26 protein-coding genes and 1 riboswitch are annotated in these 24,055 nt (G+C 67.4%); of the genes, 14 read left to right on the plus strand and 12 right to left on the minus strand.

Features of this window, described 5'->3' with window-relative positions; genetic code table 11:
• Positions 1-17: 17 nt before the first annotated feature.
• Positions 18-96, plus strand: a riboswitch (SAM riboswitch).
• A 133-nt stretch (positions 97-229) separates the two neighbouring features.
• The gene (locus tag T8K17_RS08175) at positions 230-1,549 is read left to right on the plus strand and encodes an O-acetylhomoserine aminocarboxypropyltransferase/cysteine synthase family protein (protein WP_322334006.1); all 1,320 of its coding nucleotides are present in this window, start codon (positions 230-232) and stop codon (positions 1,547-1,549) included.
• A 222-nt stretch (positions 1,550-1,771) separates the two neighbouring features.
• On the opposite strand, the gene T8K17_RS08180 is transcribed toward T8K17_RS08175, so the two are convergent.
• On the minus strand, positions 1,772-2,791 hold the full coding sequence (locus tag T8K17_RS08180) for a DMT family transporter (RefSeq protein WP_322334007.1): 1,020 nt from the start codon (positions 2,789-2,791) through the stop codon (positions 1,772-1,774).
• Positions 2,792-2,932: 141 nt separating this feature from the next.
• On the opposite strand from T8K17_RS08180, the gene T8K17_RS08185 reads away from it, so the two are divergent.
• The 3 genes from T8K17_RS08185 to T8K17_RS08195 all read left to right on the plus strand — a co-directional run bounded on the left by T8K17_RS08185 (position 2,933) and on the right by T8K17_RS08195 (position 6,223).
• Complete coding sequence (locus tag T8K17_RS08185; protein ID WP_322334008.1) at positions 2,933-4,891, plus strand: acetoacetate--CoA ligase; 1,959 nt, start codon at positions 2,933-2,935, stop codon at positions 4,889-4,891.
• Between the two features lie 15 nt (positions 4,892-4,906).
• Positions 4,907-5,833: a diguanylate cyclase gene (locus T8K17_RS08190; protein ID WP_322334009.1), complete on the plus strand. Its 927-nt coding sequence runs from the start codon at positions 4,907-4,909 to the stop codon at positions 5,831-5,833.
• Between the two features lie 102 nt (positions 5,834-5,935).
• Positions 5,936-6,223, plus strand: a complete 288-nt coding sequence (locus T8K17_RS08195) for a hypothetical protein (RefSeq protein ID WP_322334010.1) — start codon at positions 5,936-5,938, stop codon at positions 6,221-6,223.
• A gap of 5 nt (positions 6,224-6,228) precedes the next feature.
• On the opposite strand, the gene T8K17_RS08200 is transcribed toward T8K17_RS08195, so the two are convergent.
• On the minus strand, positions 6,229-7,170 hold the full coding sequence (locus T8K17_RS08200) for a transcriptional regulator GcvA (RefSeq protein WP_322334011.1): 942 nt from the start codon (positions 7,168-7,170) through the stop codon (positions 6,229-6,231).
• A gap of 163 nt (positions 7,171-7,333) precedes the next feature.
• Here T8K17_RS08200 and T8K17_RS08205 point away from each other — a divergent pair, with 163 nt between their 5' ends.
• On the plus strand, positions 7,334-7,573 hold the full coding sequence (locus T8K17_RS08205) for a DUF1127 domain-containing protein (protein WP_322334012.1): 240 nt from the start codon (positions 7,334-7,336) through the stop codon (positions 7,571-7,573).
• Positions 7,574-7,688: 115 nt separating this feature from the next.
• Here T8K17_RS08205 and T8K17_RS08210 read toward each other — a convergent pair whose 3' ends face one another.
• Together T8K17_RS08210 and T8K17_RS08215 are read right to left on the minus strand one after the other, a co-directional pair.
• Positions 7,689-8,000, minus strand: coding sequence for a hypothetical protein (locus tag T8K17_RS08210; RefSeq protein WP_322334013.1), 312 nt, complete (start codon positions 7,998-8,000; stop codon positions 7,689-7,691).
• 14 nt (positions 8,001-8,014) lie between these two features.
• The gene (locus T8K17_RS08215) at positions 8,015-8,776 is read right to left on the minus strand and encodes a sulfite exporter TauE/SafE family protein (RefSeq protein ID WP_322334014.1); all 762 of its coding nucleotides are present in this window, start codon (positions 8,774-8,776) and stop codon (positions 8,015-8,017) included.
• A gap of 62 nt (positions 8,777-8,838) precedes the next feature.
• Between T8K17_RS08215 and gcvA the strand changes: the two genes are divergently transcribed.
• The 4 genes from gcvA to T8K17_RS08235 all read left to right on the plus strand — a co-directional run bounded on the left by gcvA (position 8,839) and on the right by T8K17_RS08235 (position 12,842).
• On the plus strand, positions 8,839-9,762 hold the full coding sequence (gcvA, locus tag T8K17_RS08220) for a transcriptional regulator GcvA (protein ID WP_322334015.1): 924 nt from the start codon (positions 8,839-8,841) through the stop codon (positions 9,760-9,762).
• Positions 9,763-9,841: 79 nt separating this feature from the next.
• A complete protein-coding gene (locus T8K17_RS08225; protein WP_322334016.1) occupies positions 9,842-11,458 on the plus strand; it encodes a GMC family oxidoreductase in 1,617 nt (538 codons plus the stop codon).
• A 134-nt stretch (positions 11,459-11,592) separates the two neighbouring features.
• Positions 11,593-12,216, plus strand: a complete 624-nt coding sequence (locus T8K17_RS08230) for an MSMEG_1061 family FMN-dependent PPOX-type flavoprotein (RefSeq protein ID WP_322334017.1) — start codon at positions 11,593-11,595, stop codon at positions 12,214-12,216.
• A gap of 2 nt (positions 12,217-12,218) precedes the next feature.
• Positions 12,219-12,842: a DJ-1/PfpI family protein gene (locus T8K17_RS08235; protein WP_322334018.1), complete on the plus strand. Its 624-nt coding sequence runs from the start codon at positions 12,219-12,221 to the stop codon at positions 12,840-12,842.
• 778 nt (positions 12,843-13,620) lie between these two features.
• Here the strand turns inward: T8K17_RS08235 and T8K17_RS08240 are convergent.
• Complete coding sequence (locus tag T8K17_RS08240; RefSeq protein ID WP_322334019.1) at positions 13,621-14,856, minus strand: methyltransferase; 1,236 nt, start codon at positions 14,854-14,856, stop codon at positions 13,621-13,623.
• 8 nt (positions 14,857-14,864) lie between these two features.
• The gene (locus T8K17_RS08245) at positions 14,865-15,935 is read right to left on the minus strand and encodes an asparaginase (protein WP_322334020.1); all 1,071 of its coding nucleotides are present in this window, start codon (positions 15,933-15,935) and stop codon (positions 14,865-14,867) included.
• A 95-nt stretch (positions 15,936-16,030) separates the two neighbouring features.
• Between T8K17_RS08245 and T8K17_RS08250 the strand changes: the two genes are divergently transcribed.
• On the plus strand, positions 16,031-16,627 hold the full coding sequence (locus tag T8K17_RS08250) for an RNA methyltransferase (RefSeq protein ID WP_322334021.1): 597 nt from the start codon (positions 16,031-16,033) through the stop codon (positions 16,625-16,627).
• Between the two features lie 43 nt (positions 16,628-16,670).
• On the opposite strand, the gene T8K17_RS08255 is transcribed toward T8K17_RS08250, so the two are convergent.
• On the minus strand, positions 16,671-17,348 hold the full coding sequence (locus T8K17_RS08255) for a ChrR family anti-sigma-E factor (RefSeq protein WP_322334022.1): 678 nt from the start codon (positions 17,346-17,348) through the stop codon (positions 16,671-16,673).
• Positions 17,341-17,913 carry a sigma-70 family RNA polymerase sigma factor gene (locus T8K17_RS08260; RefSeq protein ID WP_322334023.1) on the minus strand — a complete coding sequence of 191 codons (573 nt, stop codon included), beginning with the start codon at positions 17,911-17,913 and terminating at the stop codon, positions 17,341-17,343. The genes T8K17_RS08255 and T8K17_RS08260 overlap by 8 nt, the downstream gene beginning before the upstream one ends.
• Before the next feature lie 309 nt (positions 17,914-18,222).
• On the opposite strand from T8K17_RS08260, the gene T8K17_RS08265 reads away from it, so the two are divergent.
• Positions 18,223-18,738, plus strand: coding sequence for an invasion associated locus B family protein (locus T8K17_RS08265; protein ID WP_322334024.1), 516 nt, complete (start codon positions 18,223-18,225; stop codon positions 18,736-18,738).
• Between the two features lie 67 nt (positions 18,739-18,805).
• Positions 18,806-19,981, plus strand: coding sequence for a 23S rRNA (adenine(2503)-C(2))-methyltransferase RlmN (rlmN, locus tag T8K17_RS08270; RefSeq protein ID WP_416153176.1), 1,176 nt, complete (start codon positions 18,806-18,808; stop codon positions 19,979-19,981).
• A 12-nt stretch (positions 19,982-19,993) separates the two neighbouring features.
• Here rlmN and T8K17_RS08275 read toward each other — a convergent pair whose 3' ends face one another.
• Positions 19,994-20,335 carry a hypothetical protein gene (locus T8K17_RS08275; protein ID WP_322334025.1) on the minus strand — a complete coding sequence of 114 codons (342 nt, stop codon included), beginning with the start codon at positions 20,333-20,335 and terminating at the stop codon, positions 19,994-19,996.
• A gap of 223 nt (positions 20,336-20,558) precedes the next feature.
• On the opposite strand from T8K17_RS08275, the gene T8K17_RS08280 reads away from it, so the two are divergent.
• Together T8K17_RS08280 and T8K17_RS08285 are read left to right on the plus strand one after the other, a co-directional pair.
• Positions 20,559-21,290, plus strand: a complete 732-nt coding sequence (locus T8K17_RS08280) for a Bax inhibitor-1/YccA family protein (RefSeq protein ID WP_322334026.1) — start codon at positions 20,559-20,561, stop codon at positions 21,288-21,290.
• A 177-nt stretch (positions 21,291-21,467) separates the two neighbouring features.
• On the plus strand, positions 21,468-21,899 hold the full coding sequence (locus T8K17_RS08285) for a hypothetical protein (RefSeq protein WP_322334027.1): 432 nt from the start codon (positions 21,468-21,470) through the stop codon (positions 21,897-21,899).
• 13 nt (positions 21,900-21,912) lie between these two features.
• Here the strand turns inward: T8K17_RS08285 and T8K17_RS08290 are convergent, their stop codons facing one another.
• From T8K17_RS08290 to T8K17_RS08300, 3 genes are all read right to left on the minus strand, one after another.
• Positions 21,913-22,410, minus strand: coding sequence for a hypothetical protein (locus T8K17_RS08290; protein ID WP_322334028.1), 498 nt, complete (start codon positions 22,408-22,410; stop codon positions 21,913-21,915).
• Between the two features lie 19 nt (positions 22,411-22,429).
• Positions 22,430-22,789, minus strand: a complete 360-nt coding sequence (locus T8K17_RS08295) for a hypothetical protein (RefSeq protein ID WP_322334029.1) — start codon at positions 22,787-22,789, stop codon at positions 22,430-22,432.
• Positions 22,790-22,979: 190 nt separating this feature from the next.
• Positions 22,980-24,053: a DUF4340 domain-containing protein gene (locus T8K17_RS08300; protein WP_322334030.1), complete on the minus strand. Its 1,074-nt coding sequence runs from the start codon at positions 24,051-24,053 to the stop codon at positions 22,980-22,982.
• Between the last annotated feature and the right edge of the window lie 2 nt (positions 24,054-24,055).

A 24,055-nucleotide genomic window follows, 5' to 3' on the forward strand; every position in this document is an offset into this window, starting at 1 on the left:
CCGATTTCGGCGTACCGAATCCCCACTGCGCCGATTTGAGCCTCCAGCTTGCGGGCGCGTTACAAATGCAGCTAAAGCGGCGGTCGTAACGGACCCGCTGGCTCGCTTGGCGGGTTTTTTCTTTTTCCGCCATAGCGAACCGGTCCGTCCGGCGCCTCCGTCCCGGCTGCATTTGGTCCCTTTGACCAAGGCGGGCTGCTGCTCGCCGACTGCTAAACGGAGACGACCGATGTCCCTCAACACCACCAATCCTCAGACCCTGGCCCTGCATGCCGGCTACCGCGCCGACCCGACCACCGGGTCCGTGGCCGTGCCGATCTACCAGACAACCTCCTACCAGTTCCGCGACACCGAGCATGCGGCGAACCTCTTCGCGCTGAAGGAGCTGGGGAACATCTACACCCGGATCATGAACCCGACCTGCGACGTGCTGGAGCAGCGGGTCGCGGCCCTGGAAGGCGGCGTTGCCGCCCTCGCCGTGGCCTCCGGTCAGGCGGCCAGCGCCTTCTCGATCCAGAACCTGGCCAAGGCCGGCGACAACATCGTCAGCTCCACCGATCTCTACGGCGGGACCTGGAACCTGTTCGCCAACACCCTGAAGGACCAGGGCGTCGAGGTCCGCTTCGTCGATCCGTCCGATCCGGAGAACTTCGCCCGCGCCACCGACAAGCGCACCCGCGCCTATTACGCCGAGACTCTGCCGAACCCGAAGCTGCAGGTCTTCCCGATCAAGGAAGTGTCCGATATCGGCCGTGGCTTCGGCATTCCGCTGATCATCGACAACACGGCCGCCCCGATCCTGTGCCGGCCGTTCGACCATGGTGCTGCGGTCATCGTCTATTCGACCACCAAGTATATCGGCGGTCATGGGACCTCCATCGGCGGCCTGATCGTCGATGGCGGCAACTTCCCCTGGGCCGACCACAAGGAGCGCCAGCCGGCCCTGAACACGCCGGACCCGAGCTACCACGGTGCGGTGTGGACCGAGGCGACGGCGCCGCTCGGCCCGGTCGCCTACATCATCAAGGCCCGCACGACCCTGCTGCGCGACCTGGGTGCGGCGCTGAGCCCGTTCAACGCGTTCCAGATCATCCAGGGGCTCGAGACTCTGCCGCTGCGCATCCGCGCCCATGCGGAGAATGCGGTCAAGGTCGCCGAGTTCCTGAAGGGCCATGAGGCCGTGGCGACGGTCATCCATCCGAGCCAGCAGGACGGCGAGGCGCGCAAGCGGGCCGACACCTACCTGAAAGGCGGCTATGGCGGGCTGGTCGGCTTCGAGATCAAGGGCGGCAAGGAGGCGGGCCGCGCCTTCATCGACAAGCTGAAGCTGTTCTATCACGTGGCCAATATTGGCGACGCCCGCTCGCTGGCGATCCACCCGGCGAGCACGACCCACAGCCAGCTCAGCCCGGAGGACCAGATCGCCACCGGCGTCAGCGACGGCTATGTGCGCCTGTCGGTCGGCATCGAGCATATCGACGACATCCTCGCCGATCTCGGCCAGGCGCTGGATGCGGTCGGCGGCACGGTGGCCGCCGCGGCGGAGTAGCGCCGGCGCGCCACTTCTCACCCTATGTCATCCCGGGGCCCTGAACGCGTTCAGGGTGCCCGGGACCCGGCTGTCAACGTATTGGTTGGGTCCCGGCCTCGCCTGTCGGCGAGCCGGGATGACGGAGGGGATAGGGGGAGGCTTGGTCCTAACTTTCGTCAGGACGACGGGAAAAGAAGGATCACAAACCAACCCCAGCCGTCATCCTGATGCAAATCAGGATCAAGAGCCCGGCGGCGGCCTATGTTCACCCACCGCCACCGGCGCCGGGGCCTGCACCGAGGCCTTGGCGGCCGGCTGCTTGCCCAGTTTCGCCTCGCGCAGGGCGATGTACAGGGTGCTCGCCACGATCAGCACCGCCCCGGCCAGCGTGTTCAGCGTCGGCACGTTCCCGAACAGCATGTAGCCGAAGATCCCCGCGAACAGCAGTTGAGAGTACTCGAACGGCACCACCGCCGTCGCCTCGCCGACGCGGAATCCGCGGATCATGCAGGACTGGCCGGACGCGCCCAGCGAACCGATCAGCACCATCAGCGCCATCTCGGTCCAGGTCGGGGTCTGCCAGACCAGGGCCGCCGGCAGGGCCGAGGCGATGGTCGAGACCACGCCGAAGGTGAACAGGATGGTCAGCGGCGCCTCGGTCGCCGACAGCCGCTTGACCAGCACCACCACCACGGCGACGCAGAGCGTGCCGGCAAGGGCGGCCGCCATCGCCGGGTCCAACCCGTTCTCGCCCGGGTTGATCATGATCAGCACACCGAGGAAGCCGATGATCGTCGCCGACCAGCGGCGCCAGCGCACCACCTCGCCCAGGAACAGCACCGCCAGGACGATCATGAACAGCGGCTTGGCGAAGGTGATCGCCGTCGCGTCGGCCAGCGGCAGGTGGGTGATCGCGTAGAAGCCGCAGAACATCGCCATCAGGCCGGTCAGCGAGCGCACGACATGCAGCACCGGCCGCTTTGTCTTGAACACATGCGGGCCGACCCGGACCATGAACGGCAGGATGACCAGCAGCCCGACCAGACAGCGGAAGAACGCGATCTGGAAGATGTCCAGCCTCCCGCCCACGGTCTTCACCGCTGCCGACATGATCGAGAACAGGATCGACGCTGCCAGGATCCAGAACGCGCCGCGGACATTGCCGGGCAGGGCGAGCCACCGGGTGCTCCACGGGCGGTCGGCCTCGGGCTTCAGGGTCGGATTGGGGCTCGATGACGGGGCGGCGGCGGGGTCTGGCATGTCGGGCTCACAATAGTCTGCTGCACTGCAATAACAAGCGCCCGCGCGCATGCCGCCGTTGCGCCTGTCCGGTGCTGGCGATACGAATGAACGGAACAGTCCGGCGGGATCGGCCGGGAGACGCACCTACCGGAGGACGTGATGACCGACGCGGTCACCAAGCTGTGGGAACCTTCGCCTGAGCGCGCCGCTGCGGCGCAGATCACCGCTTTCATGCAGAAGGCGAATGCCGAAAGCGGTGCAGGGGCGAGCGACTACGACAGCCTGTGGCAATGGTCGGTCGACAACCCGGAAGCCTTCTGGGCCGCCCTGTGGGATTTCGGCGGGGTGATCGGCGAGAAGGGCGATGTGACCCTGTCCGACCCGACCGCGATGCCGGGCGCCAAATTCTTCCCCAACGGAAAGGTCAACTTCGCCGAGAACCTGCTGCGCCGCACGGGCGACGGCGACGCCCTGGTCTTCTGGGGCGAGGACAAGGTGAAGCTGCGCTACTCCTGGGACGAGACCCGCGCCCAGGTCGCCAAGCTGGCCGCCGCGCTGAAGGCCGACGGGGTCGGGCCGGGCGACCGGGTCGCCGCCTTCATGCCGAACATGCCGCAGACGATCATCGCCATGCTGGCCGCCACGTCGCTCGGCGCGGTGTGGTCCTCCTGCTCGCCCGATTTCGGCGTCCAGGGCGTGATGGACAGGTTCGGCCAGATCGAGCCGACGGTGCTGGTCGCGGTGGAAGGCTACTTCTACGCCACCAAGACCATCGATATCCGCGACAAGGTCGCCGCCGTGGCCGACCAGTTGCCGACGCTGAAGCGCGTGCTGGTCGTGCCGTATGCCAATGCCGCCCCGGACATCTCCGGCATCAAGGACGCGGTCATGTGGGACGCCTATCTCGGCGACGGTGCCGCGCCGGAACTCAGCTTCACGCGGATGCCGTTCAACGATCCGCTCTACATCATGTTCTCGTCGGGCACGACCGGCGTGCCGAAATGCATCGTGCACGGCATCGGCGGCACCCTTCTGCAGCACCTCAAGGAGCATAAGCTGCAGACCGACGTGCGGCCGGGCGACCGGGTGTTCTACTTCACCACCTGCGGCTGGATGATGTGGAACTGGCTGGTCTCGGGCCTGGCGGCCGAAGCCACGCTGCTGCTCTACGACGGCTCGCCGTTCCATCCGCACCCGGACATCCTGTTCGACTACGCCGATGCCGAGCGCATGACCCTGTTCGGCACCTCGGCCAAATACATCGACCACCTGAAGAAGATCGAACGCAGCCCGAAGAGCACCCATAAGCTCGACACCGTGCGGGCGATGACCTCCACCGGCTCGCCGCTGGTGCCCGAGGGCTTCGACTACGTCTATGCCGAGATCAAGCAGGACATCCAGCTCGCCTCGATCTCCGGCGGGACGGACATCGTCTCCTGCTTCGTGCTCGGCAGCCCGATCAGCCCGGTCTGGCGCGGCGAGATCCAGAAGCGCGGCCTGGGCATGGCCGTGGAGGTCTGGAACGACGACGGCAAGCCGGTGGTCGGCGAGAAGGGCGAGCTGGTCTGCACCAAACCGTTCCCCTGTATGCCGATCTATTTCTGGAACGACCCCGAGGGCGAGAAGTTCAAGGCCGCCTATTTCGAGGCCTGGCCGGGCGTGTGGTGCCACGGCGACTATGTCGAGCTCACCAAGCATGGCGGCATGATCATCTACGGCCGCTCCGACGCGGTGCTGAACCCGGGCGGCGTGCGCATCGGCACGGCGGAGATCTACCGCCAGGTCGAGCAGATGCCGCAGGTCATGGAGGCGCTGGTCATCGGCCAGGACTGGGACAACGACGTGCGCGTGGTCCTGTTCGTCCGCCTCGCCGAGGGCGTGACCCTCGACGACGAGCTGATCAAGGCGATCAAGACCAAGATCCGCACCGGCTGCACCCCGCGCCACGTGCCGGCCAAGGTGCTGGCCGTTACCGACATCCCGCGCACCAAGTCGGGCAAGATCGTCGAGCTGGCGGTGCGCAACGTGGTGCATGGCCGGCCGGTGAAGAACGTCGAGGCTCTGGCCAATCCGGAGGCGCTGGAGGAGTACCGCGACCGCGCCGAGCTGGCGGAGTAGGGGGCGCACGGCGCGATGGTCATCCCGGACGCCGCCTCCCACCGAAGCCGCCATGAGGCGATCGTCAACGCGATCGAGAAGGCGGTGCGGGGGGTGGACGACCGGCTGCAGCGGTTCCACCGCTCCGCCATTTCCAAGGTGCGACCGGACGAGGATCTGCTGCAACTGGGCTCGCACGGGGCGTCGGAGTTCGGCCGGTGGTACGAGGACCGGCGCCAGAACCCGCCGCTCGACCAGCCGGCCTTCGAGACCCTGGTGGCGCTGCACGAGGCGCTGCTGAACCATCTCGCACTTCTGGCCGAGCGGGCCTGGAAGTCCGACAAGGTGCCGGTCGAGGAATACGACGCCCTGCTGGAGAAGGTGTCGGCCTTCCACGACCACGCCCAGCGGCTGGCCAAGGCGTTCCAGGCGGCGATCAGCGATATCGACCCGCTGACCGGCGCGCAGACCCGTCAGGTGATGCAGCGCGACCTCAAGCGCGAGATCGTCCGGGTCCGGCGTTCCGGCTCGCCCGCCTGCATCGCGCTGGCCGATATCGATCATTTCAAGGCGATCAACGACACCTTCGGCCATGGGGTGGGCGATCAGGTGCTGGCCTCCGTCTCCACCGCCCTGATCGACAACCTGCGGCCCTATGACAGCGTCTACCGCTACGGCGGCGAGGAGTTTCTCCTCTGCCTGCCGGATACAGGGCCGGAGGAGGCGCGCCGGGTGCTGGACCGGGTGCGGGCGCGGATCGCCAAGGAGGAGTTCGCCACCGAGGACGGCCGCACCGTGGCGCTGACCGTATCCTTCGGCGTCACCCTGCTCAATCCGCGCCGCCCGATCCCCGAACTGGTCGAGCGGGCCGACAAGGCGCTGTACACGGCGAAGGAGCAGGGGCGGAACCGGGTCGAGGTCTGGCGGGCGGAGAAAGCCGCACCGGACGGTGGCACGCCATGACCGGCTGCATCGATAACCCCTTTGAACGGAGGCGGTTTTTGTCTAAATCTCGCCTTTGGGGAAACAAACGGGGCGATTGCCCTTCACCATCGGAGTTCGGCTGTGACAGTTGATGCGATGCGCATAAAAGAGCTCGACGGCATGGTCCGTCGGATGGGTGCCATCGTTTCGGTCTTCGATGTCCGATCGGGTACCGTGGGCAATCACGCGTTTTCCGCCTTCCGCGAGCTCATGGACGTCTATGTCGACGCGTGCGGGCGCAACCTGCGGCAGGGCGAGGACTTCATCGAGAAGGGCGTGGCGCTGAACAGCGACGACATTCTGAAACTGAACGAGGCGTTCCGCAAAGTGTTCGGGGCCGAGCCGATGGGGCTCGCCCCGAAGGACTGAGCCGGTCAGACCGGCGGCGCCTGATCCGCGCTCTGCTCCGCCTGGGGGCTGCGGTGGTCGCGGGCGGCCTCCTCGTGCAGCCAGTCGCTGAATGCCTTGATCTTCGGGCGGTCGCCGGCGTTTTCGGAATGAACGACGTAATACGCGGACTGGGTCGGTAGCTGCAGGTCGAACGGCTTCACCAGCCGTCCGGCGGCTAAATCGTCCGCCACCAGCGCACTCCGGCCCAGGGCCACGCCGAGGCCGTCCGCCGCGGCCTGCAGCACCATTTCTGAGTGGTTGAACACCAGGTCGCCCCGGGCCCGGACCTTGACCGCGTCGTCCACGCCCGCGGCGTCGAGCCAGGTGCTCCAGTCCTCCGGCAGGTCGTCGTGCAGCAGGGTGTGGTGGCGCAGGTCCGACGGCTCGCGCAGCGGATGCTCGCCCTCCAGAAGCTTCGGACTGCACACCACGAAGACCTCCTCGGTCATCAGCAGTTCCTTGTGCACGCCGCGCCAGTCGCCGCGGCCGTAGCGCACGCCGACATCGACATCGTCGGAAGCGAAGTCGAGCAGGGTGTCGTTGATGCCCAGCCGGATCTCGATCTCCGGATGGCTCGACGTGAAGCGGCCGAGCCGGGGCATCAGCCATTTGGCGGCGAAGCTGGTGAAGGTGGAGACGTTCAGCGCCCCGCTGCGGTCGCGCTGGTGCAGCTTGGCCGTGGCCTGATGCATGAGGTCGAACGCATCGCGCATGGCCGGCAGGTAGGACTGGCCCGCATCGGTCAGCAGCAGGGCCCGGTTCTGGCGCCGGAACAACGGCATGCCCAACCAGTCCTCCAGCGCGCGGATCTGGTGGCTGATCGCCGCCTGGGTGACGTTGAGCTCGCCGGCGGCCTTGGTGAAGCTGAGATGCCGGGCCGCCGCCTCGAAGGCGCGCAGGGCATTCAGCGGCGGGAGACGACGCATTAACAGCCCCTTTACGGATAAGATTATCTAATAGATATGATGAGAAAGTATCGTTTGTGAACGGGCAATTCAATCCGTAAATACACTCCCAGACAACGAGTTAAGAGGGCGCCGCGCCCTTGCTCGTTACCCAAAATATTAACTCTTTGTGAAGGAGGTTCCTATGAGCCGGACCCTGACCCAGACCGCTCGCCCGATGTTCGGGGCCTCCGCCGAGCGCGGAGCCCACACCTCGATGGCGGATCGCGTTTTCGCCACCGTCGTCGGCACGCTGACGCTGTGGAGCTCGCGCATCAAGGATCGCGAGACCCTCGCCGATCTGGACTCGCGTCTCCTGGCAGATATCGGCGTGACCCGCGATGAGGCGAACTACGAGGCCAACAAGCCGTTCTGGTCCGCCTGAGGCGTTCTATCCGGGACCGGAGGCGCCACCCAGTCTCCGATCCCGATCCCTGCCTCGAGCCGCTTCCCCTCCCCCCTCGGGAAGCGCTTGAGGCAAGTCAGCGGCCTGACGCGAGTCAGGCCGTTTTCTTTTGCGCCGACGGATCGTGGCGCGCCGCGTCCCGCTGGCGGACCGGGCGTCCATGCCGGCGCAGGAAATCGCTGCCCGAACCAGTGACATGGACGACGGCGCCGCCCTCCCGTCCGGCAACCCGGCGCACATAGCCGCGATCCACCGCCTCCTCCCAGACCGGAAGGCGCGGACAGGAGGTCCGCCAGGCGTCGAGCACGTCGGCATAGGGCCGCGGCTCCTCGGCGATCCAGGCGACGAGGTCGAGCAGCAGGCGCTCGACGGTGAAGTCGGTCTGTTCAGCGGTCTGTTGGGACATGCCACGTTCCTCCTTCAGGCGCCGGCGGTCACCAGGGGTGCCGCCAGCAGGTAGCCGCCATGGGCGACATAATACACCGAGATGCCGACGATGATGCGGTCGGCCCAGCGCCGGTACTGCGCATCGCTCATCGCCTCCAGCACCTTTTTCGACAGGCCGGTGCCGATCATCGAGGCGGTGATCGCGACGGCGGCCAGCAGGGGATCGACGCTGGCCGAGTTGTCGATCAGCAGGCCGAAATAGGCCAGCTTGAAGGTATGGCCGAAGACCTGGCAGACCCCTTTGGTCGCGATGATCTGCCGCCGGTCGAGGCCGCCGCCGAGGAAGAACTGGTCGAGCTGCGGTCCGGCCACGCCGGTCAGCAGCATCAGCATCATCGACACTGCCCCCTGGCCGATGCCGTGGCCGAAATGCTCCGGCCGCGCCCGCAGATGGGCCGGCACGAAACGGGTGGCGAGCGGCAGGGCGCCGAGACCGATCAGGGCGAGCGCCTTGCTCGGCACGTAGAGCCACAGGCTCCACACCCCCACCGCGATCGCGCAGCCCACCACATAGGCGCCGACGATCCGCCAGCGCACATGCGCCCGCCAGATCAGCGCGCGCCAGGCGTTGGAGGCCATCTGGGTGATCGCGTGCAGGGCCATCGCCGTGGGCACCGGCAGGATCGCCAGCAACACGCCGACCAGCACCATCCCGCCGGCCATGCCGAAGATTCCCGACAGGAACGAGGTGGCGACCATCACGAGGGCGATGCCGGCAATGAGAAGCGGGGTCATGGCAGGAGCGGGGTCAAGGGCGGATCTCCAGACGATGCCGGCACTCTGCGCGCATTGCGGGAATGGGGCAAACTGGGTTATCTTATGCTAGCGATAGATTTATTGAGGCTAATTTGCGTCAATTGCCATCCTTAAATGGCGTTAAGGCCTTTGAATCCGCAGCACGTTTCGAGAGCTTTGCGAAGGCCGCCGAAGAATTGAATGTCACGCCGGCGGCGGTCAGTAGGCTTGTCCGCCTGCTGGAGGACAGCCTGGGCGTGGTGCTGTTCGAGCGCACCCCGAACCGGCTGACGCTTACCGGCGCCGGGCAGAGCTACCGCGCGGGGCTGACGCCGGCTCTGGACCAGATCGCCGCGGCGACCGAACAGGTGACGGCGGCGGGCCGGCCCAAGGTGCTGACCGTGGGCGTCGGCCCGACCTTCGCCATCCGCTGGCTGATCCCCCGGCTGTCCGATTTCGCCGCCGTCGCCCCGGATGTGGAGGTGCGGCTGACCACCGGCGGGGCAACCTCGGCGTTCGGCGCCGACTGGAGCTGCGGCATCTCGCTCGGCGACGGCCGCTGGCCGGACCTGAAGGCGGAGGAGATGATCCGGGCCGAGCTGACCCCGGTCTGCGCGCCGCAACTCGCCCGCAACCTGCTGCATCCCCGGGACCTGGCGGGGGTTCGGCTGCTGCATGTGGGCCACGCGCCGGAGGAATGGTCGCGCTGGCTCCAGGCGGTCGGCATCGCCACCCCGCCGGCCAGCGGGCTGACGCTGGCCTATTACGGCCAGGCGCTGCAGGCGGCGGCCGACGGAACGGGGGTCGCCATGGGCATCCGCCCCTATATCGACGACGACCTCGCCGCAGGCCGGCTGGTGGCACCGTTCAAGCAGGCGGTGCCGAAGGGCCATAGCTGGTACCTGCTGGTCCGTCCGGGCCGCGAGACGGAACCGTCGTTCCAAGCCTTCCGAAGCTGGATCCTGCGCGCGGTGACCCTGCGGTAGGGGACCTTCTTTTCTTTCTCCCTCCCCACCCCAAACTCTCCCTCTTGGCAGCCCCCCGCCGCTGCTGTCGAATGACGGCATGGAGGCAACACAAAACATCCCGGCGGCGGACTACGTCGTCGTGGGCGCGGGGTCGGCCGGATGCGTCGTCGCCGCGCGATTGAGCGAGAGCGGAGCCAGCGTCGTTCTGCTCGAGGCAGGGCCGAAGGACTGGAACCCGTTCATCCACATACCCGCCGGCGTGCTCTACATCATGCGCAACGGCTGGGTGAACTGGGGCTATGCCAGCGAGGGCGAGACCGGGACCGCGGGGCGGCCGATCAACTGGCCGCGCGGCAAGGTGCTGGGCGGCACGTCCTCGATCAACGGCATGCTCTACGTGCGCGGCCAGCCCGCCGATTTCGATGGCTGGGCCCAGCGCGGCTGCCGCGGCTGGTCGTTCTCCGAGGTGCTGCCGTATTTCAAGGGATCGGAGACCTACGCCAATGGCGGCGATCCCGAACTCCGGGGCTCCAACGGCCCGCTGCAGGTGCGCGACTACGACACCGTCCTGCCGCTCACCCACCGCTTCGTGAAGGCCGCCCAGGAAGCGGGCCATCCGTTCAGCCCCGATCTCAACGGCGCCAAGCAGGAGGGTGTCGGCTACTCGCAGATGACCCGGATCGGCCGCCGGCGCGGGTCGACCGCCCAGACCTATCTGGCCGAGGCCCGGCACCGCAAGAATCTGCGGGTGGAGACCGACGCCACCGCCACCGGCCTGATCCTTGACGGCAAGCGCTGCACCGGCGTGCGGTTCCGCCAGGGCGGGGTGGATCGCGCGATCTCCGCCCGGCGCGAGGTGATCGTCTGCGGTGGGGCGGTGAACTCGCCCCAGCTCCTGCAGATCTCCGGCATCGGCACGCCGGAGCACCTGAAATCGATCGGGGTGGAGGTGGCCCACGAGTTGCCCGGCGTCGGCCGCAACCTGCACGACCACTATGTCGTCCGCGTCGCCCACCGGATCCGCAACGAGACCTCCATCAACCAGCTCGCCCGCGGCTGGCGTCTGGCCCGCGAGATGGTGCGCTACGCCACCGCCGGCAACGGCGCGCTTACCTTCGGCATCACCAGCGCCCAGGTGTTCAGCCACAGCCGCGAGGGGCTGGCCGCACCCGACATCCAACTGCTCTTCACCCCGGCCAGCTACTCCATCGACAAGGTCGGCTTCCTCGACAAGGAGCCGGGCATGGCGGTCGCCGTCTGCCCGGTGCGCCCGCGCTCGCGCGGCACGATCCTGGCGACCTCGGCCGATCCCTTCGCCAAACCGGCGATCCGGCCGAACTATCTGGAGGACGACGACGACGTCCGTGTGCTCGAGGCCGGCATCCGCCAGACCCGGGCGATCTATGCCTCGCCGTCGCTGGCGGAGATCAGCATGGGCGAGAAGGTGCCGGGAGACGGCGGCGCGCTGGACCGCGATGCGGTGCGCGAGTTCGCCCGCAACCACGGCACGACGATCTACCACCCGGTGGGCACCTGCCGCATGGGCGAGGATCCGGGGGCCGTGGTCGACAGCCGCCTGCGGGTGCACGGAATGGAGGGGCTGCGGGTGATCGACGCCTCGGTCATGCCGGAGATCACCACCGGCAACACCAACGCGCCGACCATCATGATCGCCGAGAAGGGTGCCGCGATGATCCGGGAGGACGCGGCGTAGGAGGGGCATCCCCGTCGTCCTGACGCACGTCAGGACCAAGCCGCTGGCGTGGCCGGATGCAGGATCCTGATTTGCATCAGGATGACGGGGTGGAGTGAGAGAGGGCGGATAAAACAGATTTAAGGGGAGGGACCATGCTGCCGGACGACATCTCCTACGTGACCGACGAGGCCGCGCTGCGGGCGATGCATCACAAGATGATGAGCCGCTCCAGCGACAAGGTCATCCGCCGGCTGGACAAGCACTGCCGGGACATCCTGGCCCTGGCCCCGTTCTGCGTGATCGCCACCCAGGGGCCGGGTGGGGCCGACGCCTCGCCGCGCGGCGATCCGCCGGGCTTCCTGCGGGTGCTGGACGACACCCACATCCTGCTGCCCGACCGGGTCGGCAACAACCGGCTCGACAACTACGCCAACCTGCTGGCCAACCCGCGGATCGCGATGCTGGTCCTGGTGCCGGGCATGGGCGAGACCCTGCGGATCAACGGCACGGCGAAGCTGACGGACGATCCCCGGCTGCTGGAACCCTGCGCGATCCGCGACCGGGCGCCGAAGATCGGCGTGCTGATCACCGTGGAGGAGGCCTTCGTCCACTGCTCCAAGGCATTGGTCCGCTCCGACCTGTGGAACCCGGACAAGCGGATCGACCGCAAACAGCTCGCCTCCTACTCGCAGATGCTGATCGACCATGTGGAGGGGCTGACCGAGGAGGAGTCCGAGCGCCAGGGCAAGGTCATGGCCGAGCGCGGGCTGTACTGACGGTGACCCGGTTCTCGCTGCTCGCCTATGACGGGATCGAGCCGATCGACATCGGTGCGACCTATGGCGTGCTCTCCATGGCGAAGCGGATCGTGCCGGACTTGGCGTTCCATGTGGTTTCGAAAGCCGGCGGCGAGATCGTCATGGCCAACGGCCTGCGGCTGATCGCCGATCACGGCTTCGACGACGTGCCGCCGGCCGATATCCTGATGGTCCTGGGTGGGCCGGGCTGGAGCCAAGCGGCCGACGATCGGGCGCTGCTCGACCATATCCGCGCGTTCCATGCCGGCGGCGGCACGGTGGCGGCGGTCTGCACCGGCGGGATGATCCTGGCGGCGACGGGACTGCTCGACGGCCGGCGGGCGACCACCAAGCGCGAGATCGTCCCCGGTGAGGCGCGGCCGCTGGACCTGCTGGCGCAGCGCCACGAGGCGGTCGATACGATTGAGGCCAGGCTGGTGGACGAGGGCGACCTGCTCACCGGCGGCGGGGTGTCGCTGGGCATGGACATGACCCTGCACCTGATCGCCCGGGAATGCGGCGCCGAGGCGGCGGCCGAGACGGCGCGGATCCTGGAATACACAACGGCCTGGGAGGCGAACCGCCGGGCGTTTGCCGCAGTGTAGGCGGGTCGGCGGGTCGCTCATAGGTTCCTCTATCCGACTTCCTGGACGCGAAGGCGTTAGGCCGCAGCGATCCAGGACCTTGATGCGGACGCCTGCGGCGCGGTCCTGGATAGCGCCTTCGCCGCTTCCAGGAAGTCGGAGAGGGGAGGGATTTGGGTGGGAAAAGCGATCTTGATCACGGTGTGATCTACCTCCTTCACGCTTCCACCCGCTGGGTGCCTCTAACCCTCAATCGACTTCCTGTACGCGAAGGCGGCACGCCGCAGCGATCCAGGACCTGGTGCGGACGCCTGCGGCGCGGTCCTGGATCGCTGCGGCGCTTCCAGGAAGTCGGGGAGGGGAGGGATTTGGGTGGGAAAAGGCATCTTGGTCACGGTGTGATCCACCTCATTCACCCTTCCACCCTCTGGGTGACCCTAACTCTCAATCGACTTCCTGGACGCGAAGGCGGCACGCCGTCGCGATCCAGGACCTTGATCCGGACGCCTGCACCAAGGTCCTGGATAGCGCCTGCGGCGCTTCCAGGAAGTCGGAGAGGGGGAGGATTTGGACGAGAATAGGGATCGTGGTCACGGTGTGATCGACCTCATTCACGCTTCCATCGTCTGGGTGCCTCTAACCCTCAATCGACTTCCTGGACGCGAAGGCGGCATGCCGTAGCGATCCAGGACCTTGATGCGGACGCCTGCGGCACGGTCCTGGATGGCGCCTGCGGCGCTTCCAGGAAGTCGGAGAGGGGGTAGAAGCGCCGGGGGCGCGAGGGTAAACCTCCCCCCTGCTACCGGGTCTCCCGCACCAGCATCCGGTTGATCGCGTGAAACGCCGCGAAGGTGCCGCGGACATGGTCGGCGAAGCGGGTCGGGTCGGCCGGTTTCAGCTCGGCGCGGATCTCCGCCACCGACCGCTTGCCGTCGAGCCGGGCGATGATCGCAGACGCGATCGCCGGCAGCGGCGCCTGCCACGGAGCCCCGCCGAGATCCGCCTTCAGCGCCCCGCCGGGCAGGCCCTTGGCCACCGCCGCCGGGTCCAGGTCCCGCAGCACCAGCACCGCCCCATCCTCGCCCGGATCGGGCACCGGCAGATCGGGACGCGCGGCCGGCAGGGCGTAGACGATATGCTTGGCCATAGCGCCGGACAACCGTTCCGCCAGGGCGGCGCGGGCCAGCGGGTCGAGGCCCGAGGCCACCTTGCGCAGTCCCGGATCGCTCAGATAAGTGTCCGGGTCGTAGCGCGCCGGTTCGATCCAGCTTCGGATCGACAGCCCGCCGGAGGCGACGAACGCGGCGAACTCGTCCACCCGATACGCCCGGTCGCGCGGGTGCAGCAGCAGGTCGTAGAGCCCGGCATCGCCGCCGGTCAGGTGGTCGCCGACGAAGGGGTTGCGCTTCAGCCAATGGGTCTTGGGCAGGCCGGCGACCAGCTTCTTGGCCACCGCCACACGATCCCTCTCACCCAGATCGCCGCTGAGCTGGGTCAGCGCCTCCTGCACCGGATAGACGCCGGTGCGCCCGAGCGTGCCGTAGACCATCAGCCCCATGCCGCCCTGGGGCTTCAGCACGCCGGCCAGCGCCTTCAGCCCGGCCTCGGGGCTGTCCAGGTGGTGCAGCACGCCGCAGCAGTCGATGTAGTCGTAAGGGCCGGGGGCGATCTCGGCCACACGTTCGATCGGACCGTCGGCGAAACGCAGGTTGGTCAGCCCGCGGGCCTCCGCCCGCTTCATCGCGACGGCGCGCGAGGCGGAGGAGATGTCGAGATGCACGACCTCCGCATCGGCGGCACCGGCATCGGCGAGCTGTTGGGCCAGCATGATCGCCGCATCCCCCGTCCCGCCGCCGGCCACCAGGGCGCGGAACGGCGTCGACAGGTCGAGGCGGCCGGCGAAGACGTAGTGCCGTATCTCGTCCAGATGGCTGGGCGAGCCGGTGATCAGCCGCTTCGCCTCGTCGCGCGGGTCGCGGGCCGGGTAGGGGTAGGTTTCGTACTGGGCGCGAACCTTGCGGTCGGTCTCACTCACGCCCTGCCTCAGAACGCCAGGTCGGGGGCCGGGCGGACATGGCCGACGAGGCGGCCTTCCCAGTTATGCACCGGCTGCACCAGCTTGTCGGCCAGGCGCTGGGCCATGGCGTCGTCGATCACGCCGAGATGGCGCAGGATCGCCCCCATGGCGGTGCTGGCGGCGCGGCCGTTGCCGTCGTCGGTCTTCAGGCAGATGCCGTAGCCCTGACCCGGCACGGCGCCGGCGAACACGCCCTCCGCCCCGCTCTTCAGCAGGCAGGCCTCGCCGGTCTCGCCCAGGATCGCGCTGTTGAACCGGCCGGTGCCGGCGATCAGCAGCGGGTGCTTCGCACAGGCGGCGACGATCCGCCGGGTGGCGGCGGCCCGGTCGGGGGAAAGACGCGAGGGATCGGCGAACTGGGCCATGGCGGTCGCCATGCCCTTCAGCGGCACGCCATAGACCGGGATACCGCAGCCGTCGTAACCGGTCGGCACGCCGGACAGGTCGCAGCCGCTCATCTCCTGCATGGTGGCGCGCAGCCGCTTCTGCACCGGGTGCTCGTCGCGGATATAGCCCTTGGTGGGCTCGCCCAGATGCACGGCGGTGGTCAGCATGCCGGAATGCTTGCCCGAGCAGTTGTTATGCGCCCGGGTCGGCTTCTCGCCCGCGGCCAGCATGGCATGGGCCGAAGCCTCGTGGGTCGGGATCTGCGGGCCGCATTCCAGGTCCTCGGCGGAGAGGCCGAGCCGGCCGAGCCAGGCGTTGACCCGGTCCACATGCATCGCCTCGCCGGAATGGCTGGCGCAGCACAGGGTGACCTCGTCCTCGCCGAGATTGAAGGCGTCGGCGGCCCCGCTCTCCAGCACCGGCAGGGCCTGGATCGGCTTGATCGCCGAGCGGCCGTAGACCAGACGGTCGATATCGCCCCAGGCCATCACCGGCTTGCCGGCCGCGTCGGTCACCGCCGCGATCACCCGGTGGACGCTCTCCACCATCGAGCCGCGGGTCACCTCCACGACGATGGGGGCGGCGGCGTGGCCGGCATGGACGCGCAGGATGCGGTCGTCGGGCAGGGCGATGGGGGTGACGTCGTTCATCTGAGGTCTCCGACTGAAAGGCCACGCAGCTTGCCTCCACACCCGGCCTGGGGCAAGGTCCGCCGCCGTCGCGACAGTCCAGATGAAGGATCGGCATGAGAGGGTATTTCGGCATCGGCGCCGACCGGATCAACAAGGCACAGAACATGGGCGCGCTCATGCGCACCGCCCATGCCTTCGGCGCCAGCTTCGTCTTCACCGTGGGCGAAACCTACAACAGCCGCGAGCTGCGGCATGCCGACACGTCGGGGACGACCGGCAACCTGCCCTATTACCGGTTCGGCTCACCGGACGAGATGCTGCTGCCCCAAGGCTGCGCGCTGGTCGGGGTGGAGATCACCGACGACGCGATCGAGCTGCCGAGCTTCCACCACCCGAAGAACGCCGCCTACATCATGGGGCCGGAGCGCGGCCATCTCGACCCGGAGCTGGTCGAGCGCTGCGAGCATGTGATCAAGATCCCGACGCGCTTCTCGGTGAATGTCAGCCTGGCGGGCGGCATCGTGATGTACGACCGGATGCTGTGCCTGGGCCTGTTCGCGCCGCGCCCGCACCGTCCGGGCGCGCCGACCGAGCCGGCGCCGGTGCCCGCCTTCGGGGCGCCGCTGTGGGTGCGCAAGCAGCGCCGCCGCGACCGCAAGGCGGAAGAAGCCAGGCTGAAGGACGCGAAGACGGATCGGGGCGAAGTCTGAGCCTGCCGGGGGAGATCAGCCCAGTCTGGCCGGCGCGGTCTGGTCAGCGCGGCATCAGCGGATTGAGCAGCCGCGAGAACGGACCGGTGAATTTCAGTCCGCCTTCCACCACGATCAGGCAGAGGCATTCCTCGGACATGTCCGCGACCGGCGTGTGGTCGATCTCCGGGGTCGCGACGCAGACATCGCCCCGGGCATAGCGTCCGATGCCGTCGGAATAGGCGCCCTTCAGCACCAGGGTGTGCTCGACATCCCCGTGGGTGTGCGACAGGACGCGGCCGCCGGGCGCGATCCGCACGAGCGAGGTCCGCACCGCGGGGTCGCCGATATCGAGCATCGCCTCGCGCACGCCGATTCCGCGGGTCTTCCACGGAAGAGCGTCGATTCCGGCGCTCAGGAAGCTGCGCAGGGGCTCAGGCACCAGCCTGACGGTTTCCGGATCCAGGGGCTGCATCGGCCGGGGCAGATCCTCTGCTTCGTCGATACTGTCGTCCAGCCGGGCAAGGACCGCCGAGAGCGCGCCGTCGGACAGGCTTTCCGGGGGCGTCGTTTCCATCAGCAGACCGCCGAGCGACTCGTAGTCGCGCACCTCGCGGCGGCAGGTCGGGCACAGGGCGAGGTGGGTGGCGACCAGCACGGATCCCGCCTGCGAGGTCTTGCCCGCCGCATAGTCCAGCAGCAGGTCCGCTTCGGGATGATGATGGGGGCCGATGTCAGCCAAGATCGTCAACCTCTCGCCGCATGCGGCCCAGGGCCAGGCGGATACGGGATTTCACGGTTCCGAGCGGCAGATCCTTCTCAGCGGCGATCTCCGCATGGGACTTGTCATCGAAATACGCCATCCGGATCAGTTCGGACTGCTCCGCCGGCAAATTTTTTATCGCGGTCAGGATGCGCACCCGCGACTGGTTCGCTTCGACCGAGCGGTCGGCCTGCGGTTCCGCATCGGGCACCAGCGCCGGATCGTTCGGATCCAGCTCCGGCCGACGCTCGCGGCGCAGGCGGTCGATCCGCTTGTTCCGGGCGATGGTGAAGATCCAGGTGCTGGCGCTGGCCTGCCGGCGGTCGAAGCTGTCCGCCTTGCGCCAGACCATGACCATCGCCTCCTGCACCACCTCCTCGGCCGCAGCACCGTCGGTACCGAGGCGCATCAGATAGGATTTCAGGCGCGGGGCGAAATGTTCGAACAGTTCGGCGAATGCCGCCTTGCTGCGGTCGACGGCCACCGCCTCGATCAGGGAGTCGAAGGACGCCGGCTCTTCGGCGATGTCGGGGGCGGACGTCATGCAGTCATGTAACGGGAGCCGCCGACGCAACGCAACCATCGCCGCGGGACCCCCTCCCGCCGGCTGTGTCGATTCGCCTTCGTACCAGCATCGTGCTTCCATGCCCCCTCTACGCGGCGCCGAGACGCCCGGATCACCGGGCTCGGATACATCGCCATTTATCTGCCACATCCATCGATTTGGATCCGTGCTGGTGCTCGGCAATTGAAATCGTCGGGCGGTGATGGCATCGAAGACGGGCTCCGCATTCGATCCGCTGCGTCGTGGGCGCTGGATCGGGTCGGACGTGGGCGCGGAGGGAAATGAGCAATGAGCTGGACTACCCGAGCGATGATGATGGCCCTGGCGGTGATCGGGGCAATGGCGGCGCAGCCGGCGACGGCGGCCGAGCCGGAGCGGATCGGCCGGAACGGCGACTGGACCGCGTTCACCCTGTCTCGGGGCGGCGGCAAGGTCTGTTACATGGCGTCCTCTCCGACCAAGGCAGAGGGCGACTACAGCGCGCGCGGCGAGGTGTTCGCCCTGGTCACCCATGACCCCAAGGCCGGCATTCACGACGAGGTCAGCATCGTCACCGGCTATACCTATCGCAAGGACAGCGAGGTGACCGTGCAGATCGGCGGCGCCACCTTCGACATGTTCACCAGCGGCGACCGGGCCTGGACCCAGGGACCCGAGGAGGACGGACCGCTGGTCCAGGCGATGGTGCGGGGCGCCGACATGGTGGTGAAGGGCGTGTCGTCGCGCGGGACGCTGACCACCGACACCTACTCGCTGAGCGGCTTCACCGCGACCAAGGCACTGATCGACAAGGCCTGTCCGTAAGGCATTTCGGGCGGGGCGTCGCACAGGACACTTGCGTTGCGGCGGTCGCGGCGCCATTTTGCGCCGCATGACGCAAGCTGCCATCACGACCGTCTCGGCCGAGCAGGCCGCCGCGGACCTGCGCGCCTTCGCCGCGCGCGGGCCGATGCCGGCCGATTCGCGCGCCGATCTGATCGGCCTCGACCGCGCCGAACTCGCAGCCCTGTTCGCCGAGGCCGGGCTGCCGAAGTTCCGCGCCAACCAAGTCTGGCAGTGGATCTACCACAAGGGTGCGATCGCGTTCGAGGGCATGACCAACCTGGCCAAGCCGCTGCGCACCGATCTGGAGCAGCGGTTCCGGATCTCGCGACCGGGCATCGCCACCCGCCAGGACAGCATCGACGGCACCATCAAGTGGCTGCTGCGCTTCGCCGACGGCAACGAGGCGGAGATGGTGTTCATCCCGGAAGAGGACCGCGGCACGCTGTGCATCTCTTCCCAGGTCGGCTGCACGCTCACCTGCTCGTTCTGCCATACCGGGACCCAGCGTCTGGTGCGTAACCTGACGGCGGCGGAGATCGTCGGTCAGGTCATGCTGGCGCTGGACGAACTGGACGGGTTCCCGACCGCCGGGACCGAGCGCCGGCTGACCAACATCGTCCTCATGGGCATGGGCGAGCCGCTGTACAATTTTGACAACGTGGCCAAGGCGCTGCGCATCGTCATGGACAACGAGGGCGTGGCCCTGTCGCGCCGCCGCATCACCCTGTCGACCTCGGGCGTCGTCCCGATGATGGAGCGCTGCGGCGAGGAGATCGGCGTCAATCTGGCGATCTCGCTGCACGCGACCACCGACGACACACGCGACATCCTGGTGCCGATCAACAAGAAGTGGCCGATCCAGGAGCTTCTGGACGCCTGCCGCGCCTATCCCGGCGTCAACAACGCCCGGCGCATCACCTTCGAATACGTGATGCTGGAGGGGATCAACGACAGCGTCGAGGATGCCAAGCGTCTGGTGTCGTTGATCCGCGGCATCCCGGCGAAGATCAACCTGATCCCGTTCAACCCGTGGCCCGGCTCGAACTACGTCTGCCCGAGCGACGAGAAGATCGAGCAGTTCGCCCAGGTGGTGCTGAAGGCCGGCTACGCCTCGCCGGTGCGCCGGCCGCGCGGCCGGGACATCCTGGCGGCCTGCGGTCAGCTCAAGAGCGAGAGTCGCAAGCAGACCCGCCGCGAGTTGCGGGCCGAGGCCGCCGAATAACGATCTTGTGATCTAGCTCTCGGCGCTCTCCGTCGGGGCCTTTTCATTGCCCACTGTCCGGATCCAGTAGCCGGGACCGTAATCGGTCGTGATCGGCTTCATGGAGTCGATCACGCCGCTGCGCCGCGCCTCCAGCAGCTGCCGGCCGATCGGCTGGAACAGGTTTTCTGGGCCGCCCGGGAACGGATCGCCCAGGGTCACCAGGATCGTGCGCGGGGCGCGAAATCTATTACGCTCAAGCATTTGGCGCACGGACTCCGTCGCGTGAGGTATGTCGAGCCCGCCCAGGTCGAGCTGATACTCGGCATCGTCGGGACCGGAGACCAGTCCATCCAGCAGGCGTTCCTCGTCCATTCTCGCGATCTCTCGTCTTCGGGGCGCGGTCGGCGGGTCTAGAACCCCTGGCGATATAGAGTCCAAAGTCCTGGGACAACCGGTTTTGGACGAATTAAAAAATTCCGTGGAAAAGTATGGTCCGGCGGAAGAATCGCCCTGCGCCGCAGTTGAATGAAAGGCTCTTCGTCCTTACCTTACGAGGGTATGCCGGCAGGGGCCGGGGCAGATGAAGAGGGTTCTCATGAATTACGATCGTCAGACGATGTCGCGGTCACAGGCCGATGTCGCCCAATACGACGTCGGTCTGCGCCAGTACATGCTCGGCGTATACAATCACATGGTGGCGGCGCTCGCGTTCACCGGACTGATCGCGTTCGGCACCACCATGCTCGCCGTCCAGGACGGCTACCTGACGCCTCTCGGCGAGACGCTCTACGCCTCGCCGCTGCGCTGGGTCGTGATGCTCGCGCCGATCGGCATGGTGTTCCTGATCTCCGCGCGGGTGACGAGCATGTCGCTCTCCGCCGCCCGGATTTCTTTCTACGTCTTCGCGGCGCTGATGGGCCTGTCCCTATCGTCGGTGTTCCTCGTCTACACGGGTGAGAGCATCGCGCGGGTGTTCTTCATCACCGCCGCCGCCTTCGCCGGGCTGAGCCTCTACGGCTACACCACGAAGAAGGACCTGTCCGGTCTCGGCACCTTCGCGATCATGGGCGTGTTCGGCGTGCTGATCGCCAGCATCGTGAACATCTTCCTCGCCTCCACGGCACTGCAGTTCATGATCTCGGTCGGTGGCGTGCTGGTCTTCTCGATCCTGACCGCCTACGACACCCAGCGGATCAAGGAGATGTACAACGAGATCGACGCCTCCGACGTCGCCGGCAAGAAGGCGATCATGGGCGCGTTGACCCTGTATCTCGACTTCATCAACCTGTTCATGTTCCTGCTGCAGCTCTTCGGCAACCGCGAGTAACGCTCGCGGCGGCTTCGGCCGCGGTTCAGGAAAAGGTTGCACGGCCCCGTCGGTTTCGGCGGGGCCGTTTTGTTTTGGTTAAGATCCCGGATGTTAAGATAGAACCATTCGGCTGACTTCCCGGGGACCTTCGCTTAGTATCCCGCGTACTCAGCAAGACCTGCCGAGAGGGGAGCAATGGCGCAGTCACTGTACGAGGTACACACGCTGAAAGGTGGCCAGTGGGTCATCGATTCGACGTACCCTGACAAGGACTCCTCGATCGAGGTCGCCAAGCAATTGCATGGCGAAAAGCGCTTCGAAGGCATCAAGGTCATCAAGGATACGTTCGACCCGAAGACCGGCCAGGGCAAGGAACTGGTGGTGTTCGATACGTCGAAGACGGCCAGGGAACGGCCCACGCCGCCGTCGCCTGCCGCCAAGGCCGCAGACGCTCCCGCAGCCGCGGCTCCCGCCGCCGCCGCAGCCCGGACCAAGAAGAAGCCGAAGAATCAGGACGTGTCGGTGGCGCTCAAGGCGACGGGATGGCTCCTGGTCATCGTGATCGGCGGGCTCGGCGTGCTGTTCCTCATCAACAAGGCGGGCGCCCTGTTCTCCCAGGGATTCTGAGCGGACCGGCGGCTCAGGGCCAGGCCGCGGTGTCGGCCCGCACCATCCCGCACTCCTTGAAATACGAGTCGTAGTCCGTCGGCGGCCCGGCCAGGGCATGGATCAGCCGGATCAGGCTGAACTGCGCCGTCGGCACGGCGATCGGCGGCTCCCAGGACTGCGGCAGGGGAAGCAGACACCGGTGGCGGTCGATGCTGATCACCGTCTCGCGATGCACCAGCCGGCCTTCGTAGAAGATGTCCAGATACATCGACCGCGCGTTTTCCCGACCGAAGGGATGGTCGGCCGGGAGGGGGACGGCCGCCTGATCCACCAGGCCGTAAGCCATGGTGATGGCGATGTCCGGCCGGTAGCAGAACGAGACCCGGTGCTCGTCTACGAGCAGCTGTTCCCGCTTGCCGGCCTCGTCGAGAATTTCGGTGAACCGGTGGCGCATGGTCGGCCGGAAGATGGTCTGCCAGTCGGCCACCTTGCTGGACGCGATCGTCGCGAGGAGCTCCCGGATCTGCATGGGCTTCGGGCCGCCGGGATCAGGTCGATTCGAGGCGGGTGTCGTGCGGATCCCGCTTCGGCCATTCCGGCAGCTTGCGGCCGGTGACCTCCTCCAGGGTGGTGCGGGCGTTCTCGATGATCATCCGCGACTTGGCCGAGATCCGGTCGCAGCCCTGGATCGCCGCCACCACCTCGGGCTGGCAGACGATCAGCATCAGCTCTTCCATGCTTTCGCTGAGATCCACCGAGCCGGCGATGATCCGGGCGTTGCCGTCGCGCTCGTCGGCGGCACCCGTCCAGGAAACGGTCCCGATCTGCGCAGGGTTGCCGCCGCGCCGATAGGACCAGAGTTCGCCGTTCGGGCGCATCTTCCAGGGGCCGGGCGTATACCGTGGCACGTCGAATCCTCCCTCGATGGTTCAGCCATCGTAGGGCGGGGGAGGCCCGGGCTCAATCGCCGTAGGATACTCCGTCCTCTCATCGATTTCTCTTTACCGACTTCCTGGATCGTCCCTTCGGGCCGTCCAGGAAGTCGGTGATGGGGAAGAGAGAGGAACAGGTGGACGCGGAAAGGCGAGGTCGAGCCCCTCAGCTCGCCTCGGCCGGCTTGGTCAGGCTCTCGACCGTGGCCGTCAGGCGCTCCATCTCCCAGTCGGAGATCCGGAAGGCCCAGGTGTCGGTCTGCTGGCGGTGCTTCTCCGCCAGGGCGCGCGCCTCCTCGGGGGCGCCTGAGGGCACGGTGATGCGTACCCGCATCCAGCGGACGGTGTCGGCCGCGCCGGCTTCTGTCGGCGCCTCGGCGAATTCCACCGTGTAGAGCACCCCGTCCTTGGTGGTGAACTCGGCATGGCCGAGCGCCGGATCGAAGGTCAGCCCGTCGGCGGTGCGCACGTCGTCGAACATCAGCTTGTCGAGCACGGTGGCGGCGTTGTTCACCGCGTACTGGGAGTCGATCTTGCGGCCTTCCGGCAGGTCGGCGATCCCGAAATCGCGCCCGTCCGCGCTCGCCCGCTCGAGCTCCATGCGGTCGCCCTGGGCGGTGACGATGGTCGCCCGCTGCACCGAGGCCTGGGGCACGTCCACCACCTCGCGGAACAGCCAGAGCGGTGCCTTGCCCTTCAGCTCCAGCGCGCCCTCGGCGAGGTAGGTCTGGGTTTCGTCGGTGCGGCGGACATAGACCATCGGCTCGCCGCCGGACAGGCTGTCCCGGCCCTTGCCCACATGCAGGTCGACCAGGGTTTCGCCGTCGGCCGTGGTGATGACCAGGCGGGAGGCCATGGATTCCGGCTGGGCGACGTCGCGCAGCTCCAACCGGTCGAACTTGCCCGGATCGGCGGTCTTGCGCTCGATGAGTTCCAGCTGGCCGATGTCGAACAGCAGCTTGCGGACCGTGTCCGTGCGGGCCGGGTAGCCGTCGCGCTGCTGCAGGATCCAGCCGTCGCCGGTGCGCACGATGGAGATCATGCCGTCCGGGTTGTCCTCCGACCGGATGACCTCGATCTGGCGGACCTCGCCGGCGCGCCGTTCGAAGTCGGGATAGAGCACCTCGGCCGCAACTTCGGTGCGGATCTCGGACAGCCGGTCGACCATGGCCACCGACGCGCCGATGGCGGTCAGCAGGGTGAGCGATCCCAGCAGGGTGACGGTGCGTCGGGTGATCATCG

Source organism: Thalassobaculum sp. OXR-137 (assembly GCF_034377285.1).
Classification (GTDB): Bacteria; Pseudomonadota; Alphaproteobacteria; order Thalassobaculales; family Thalassobaculaceae; genus Thalassobaculum.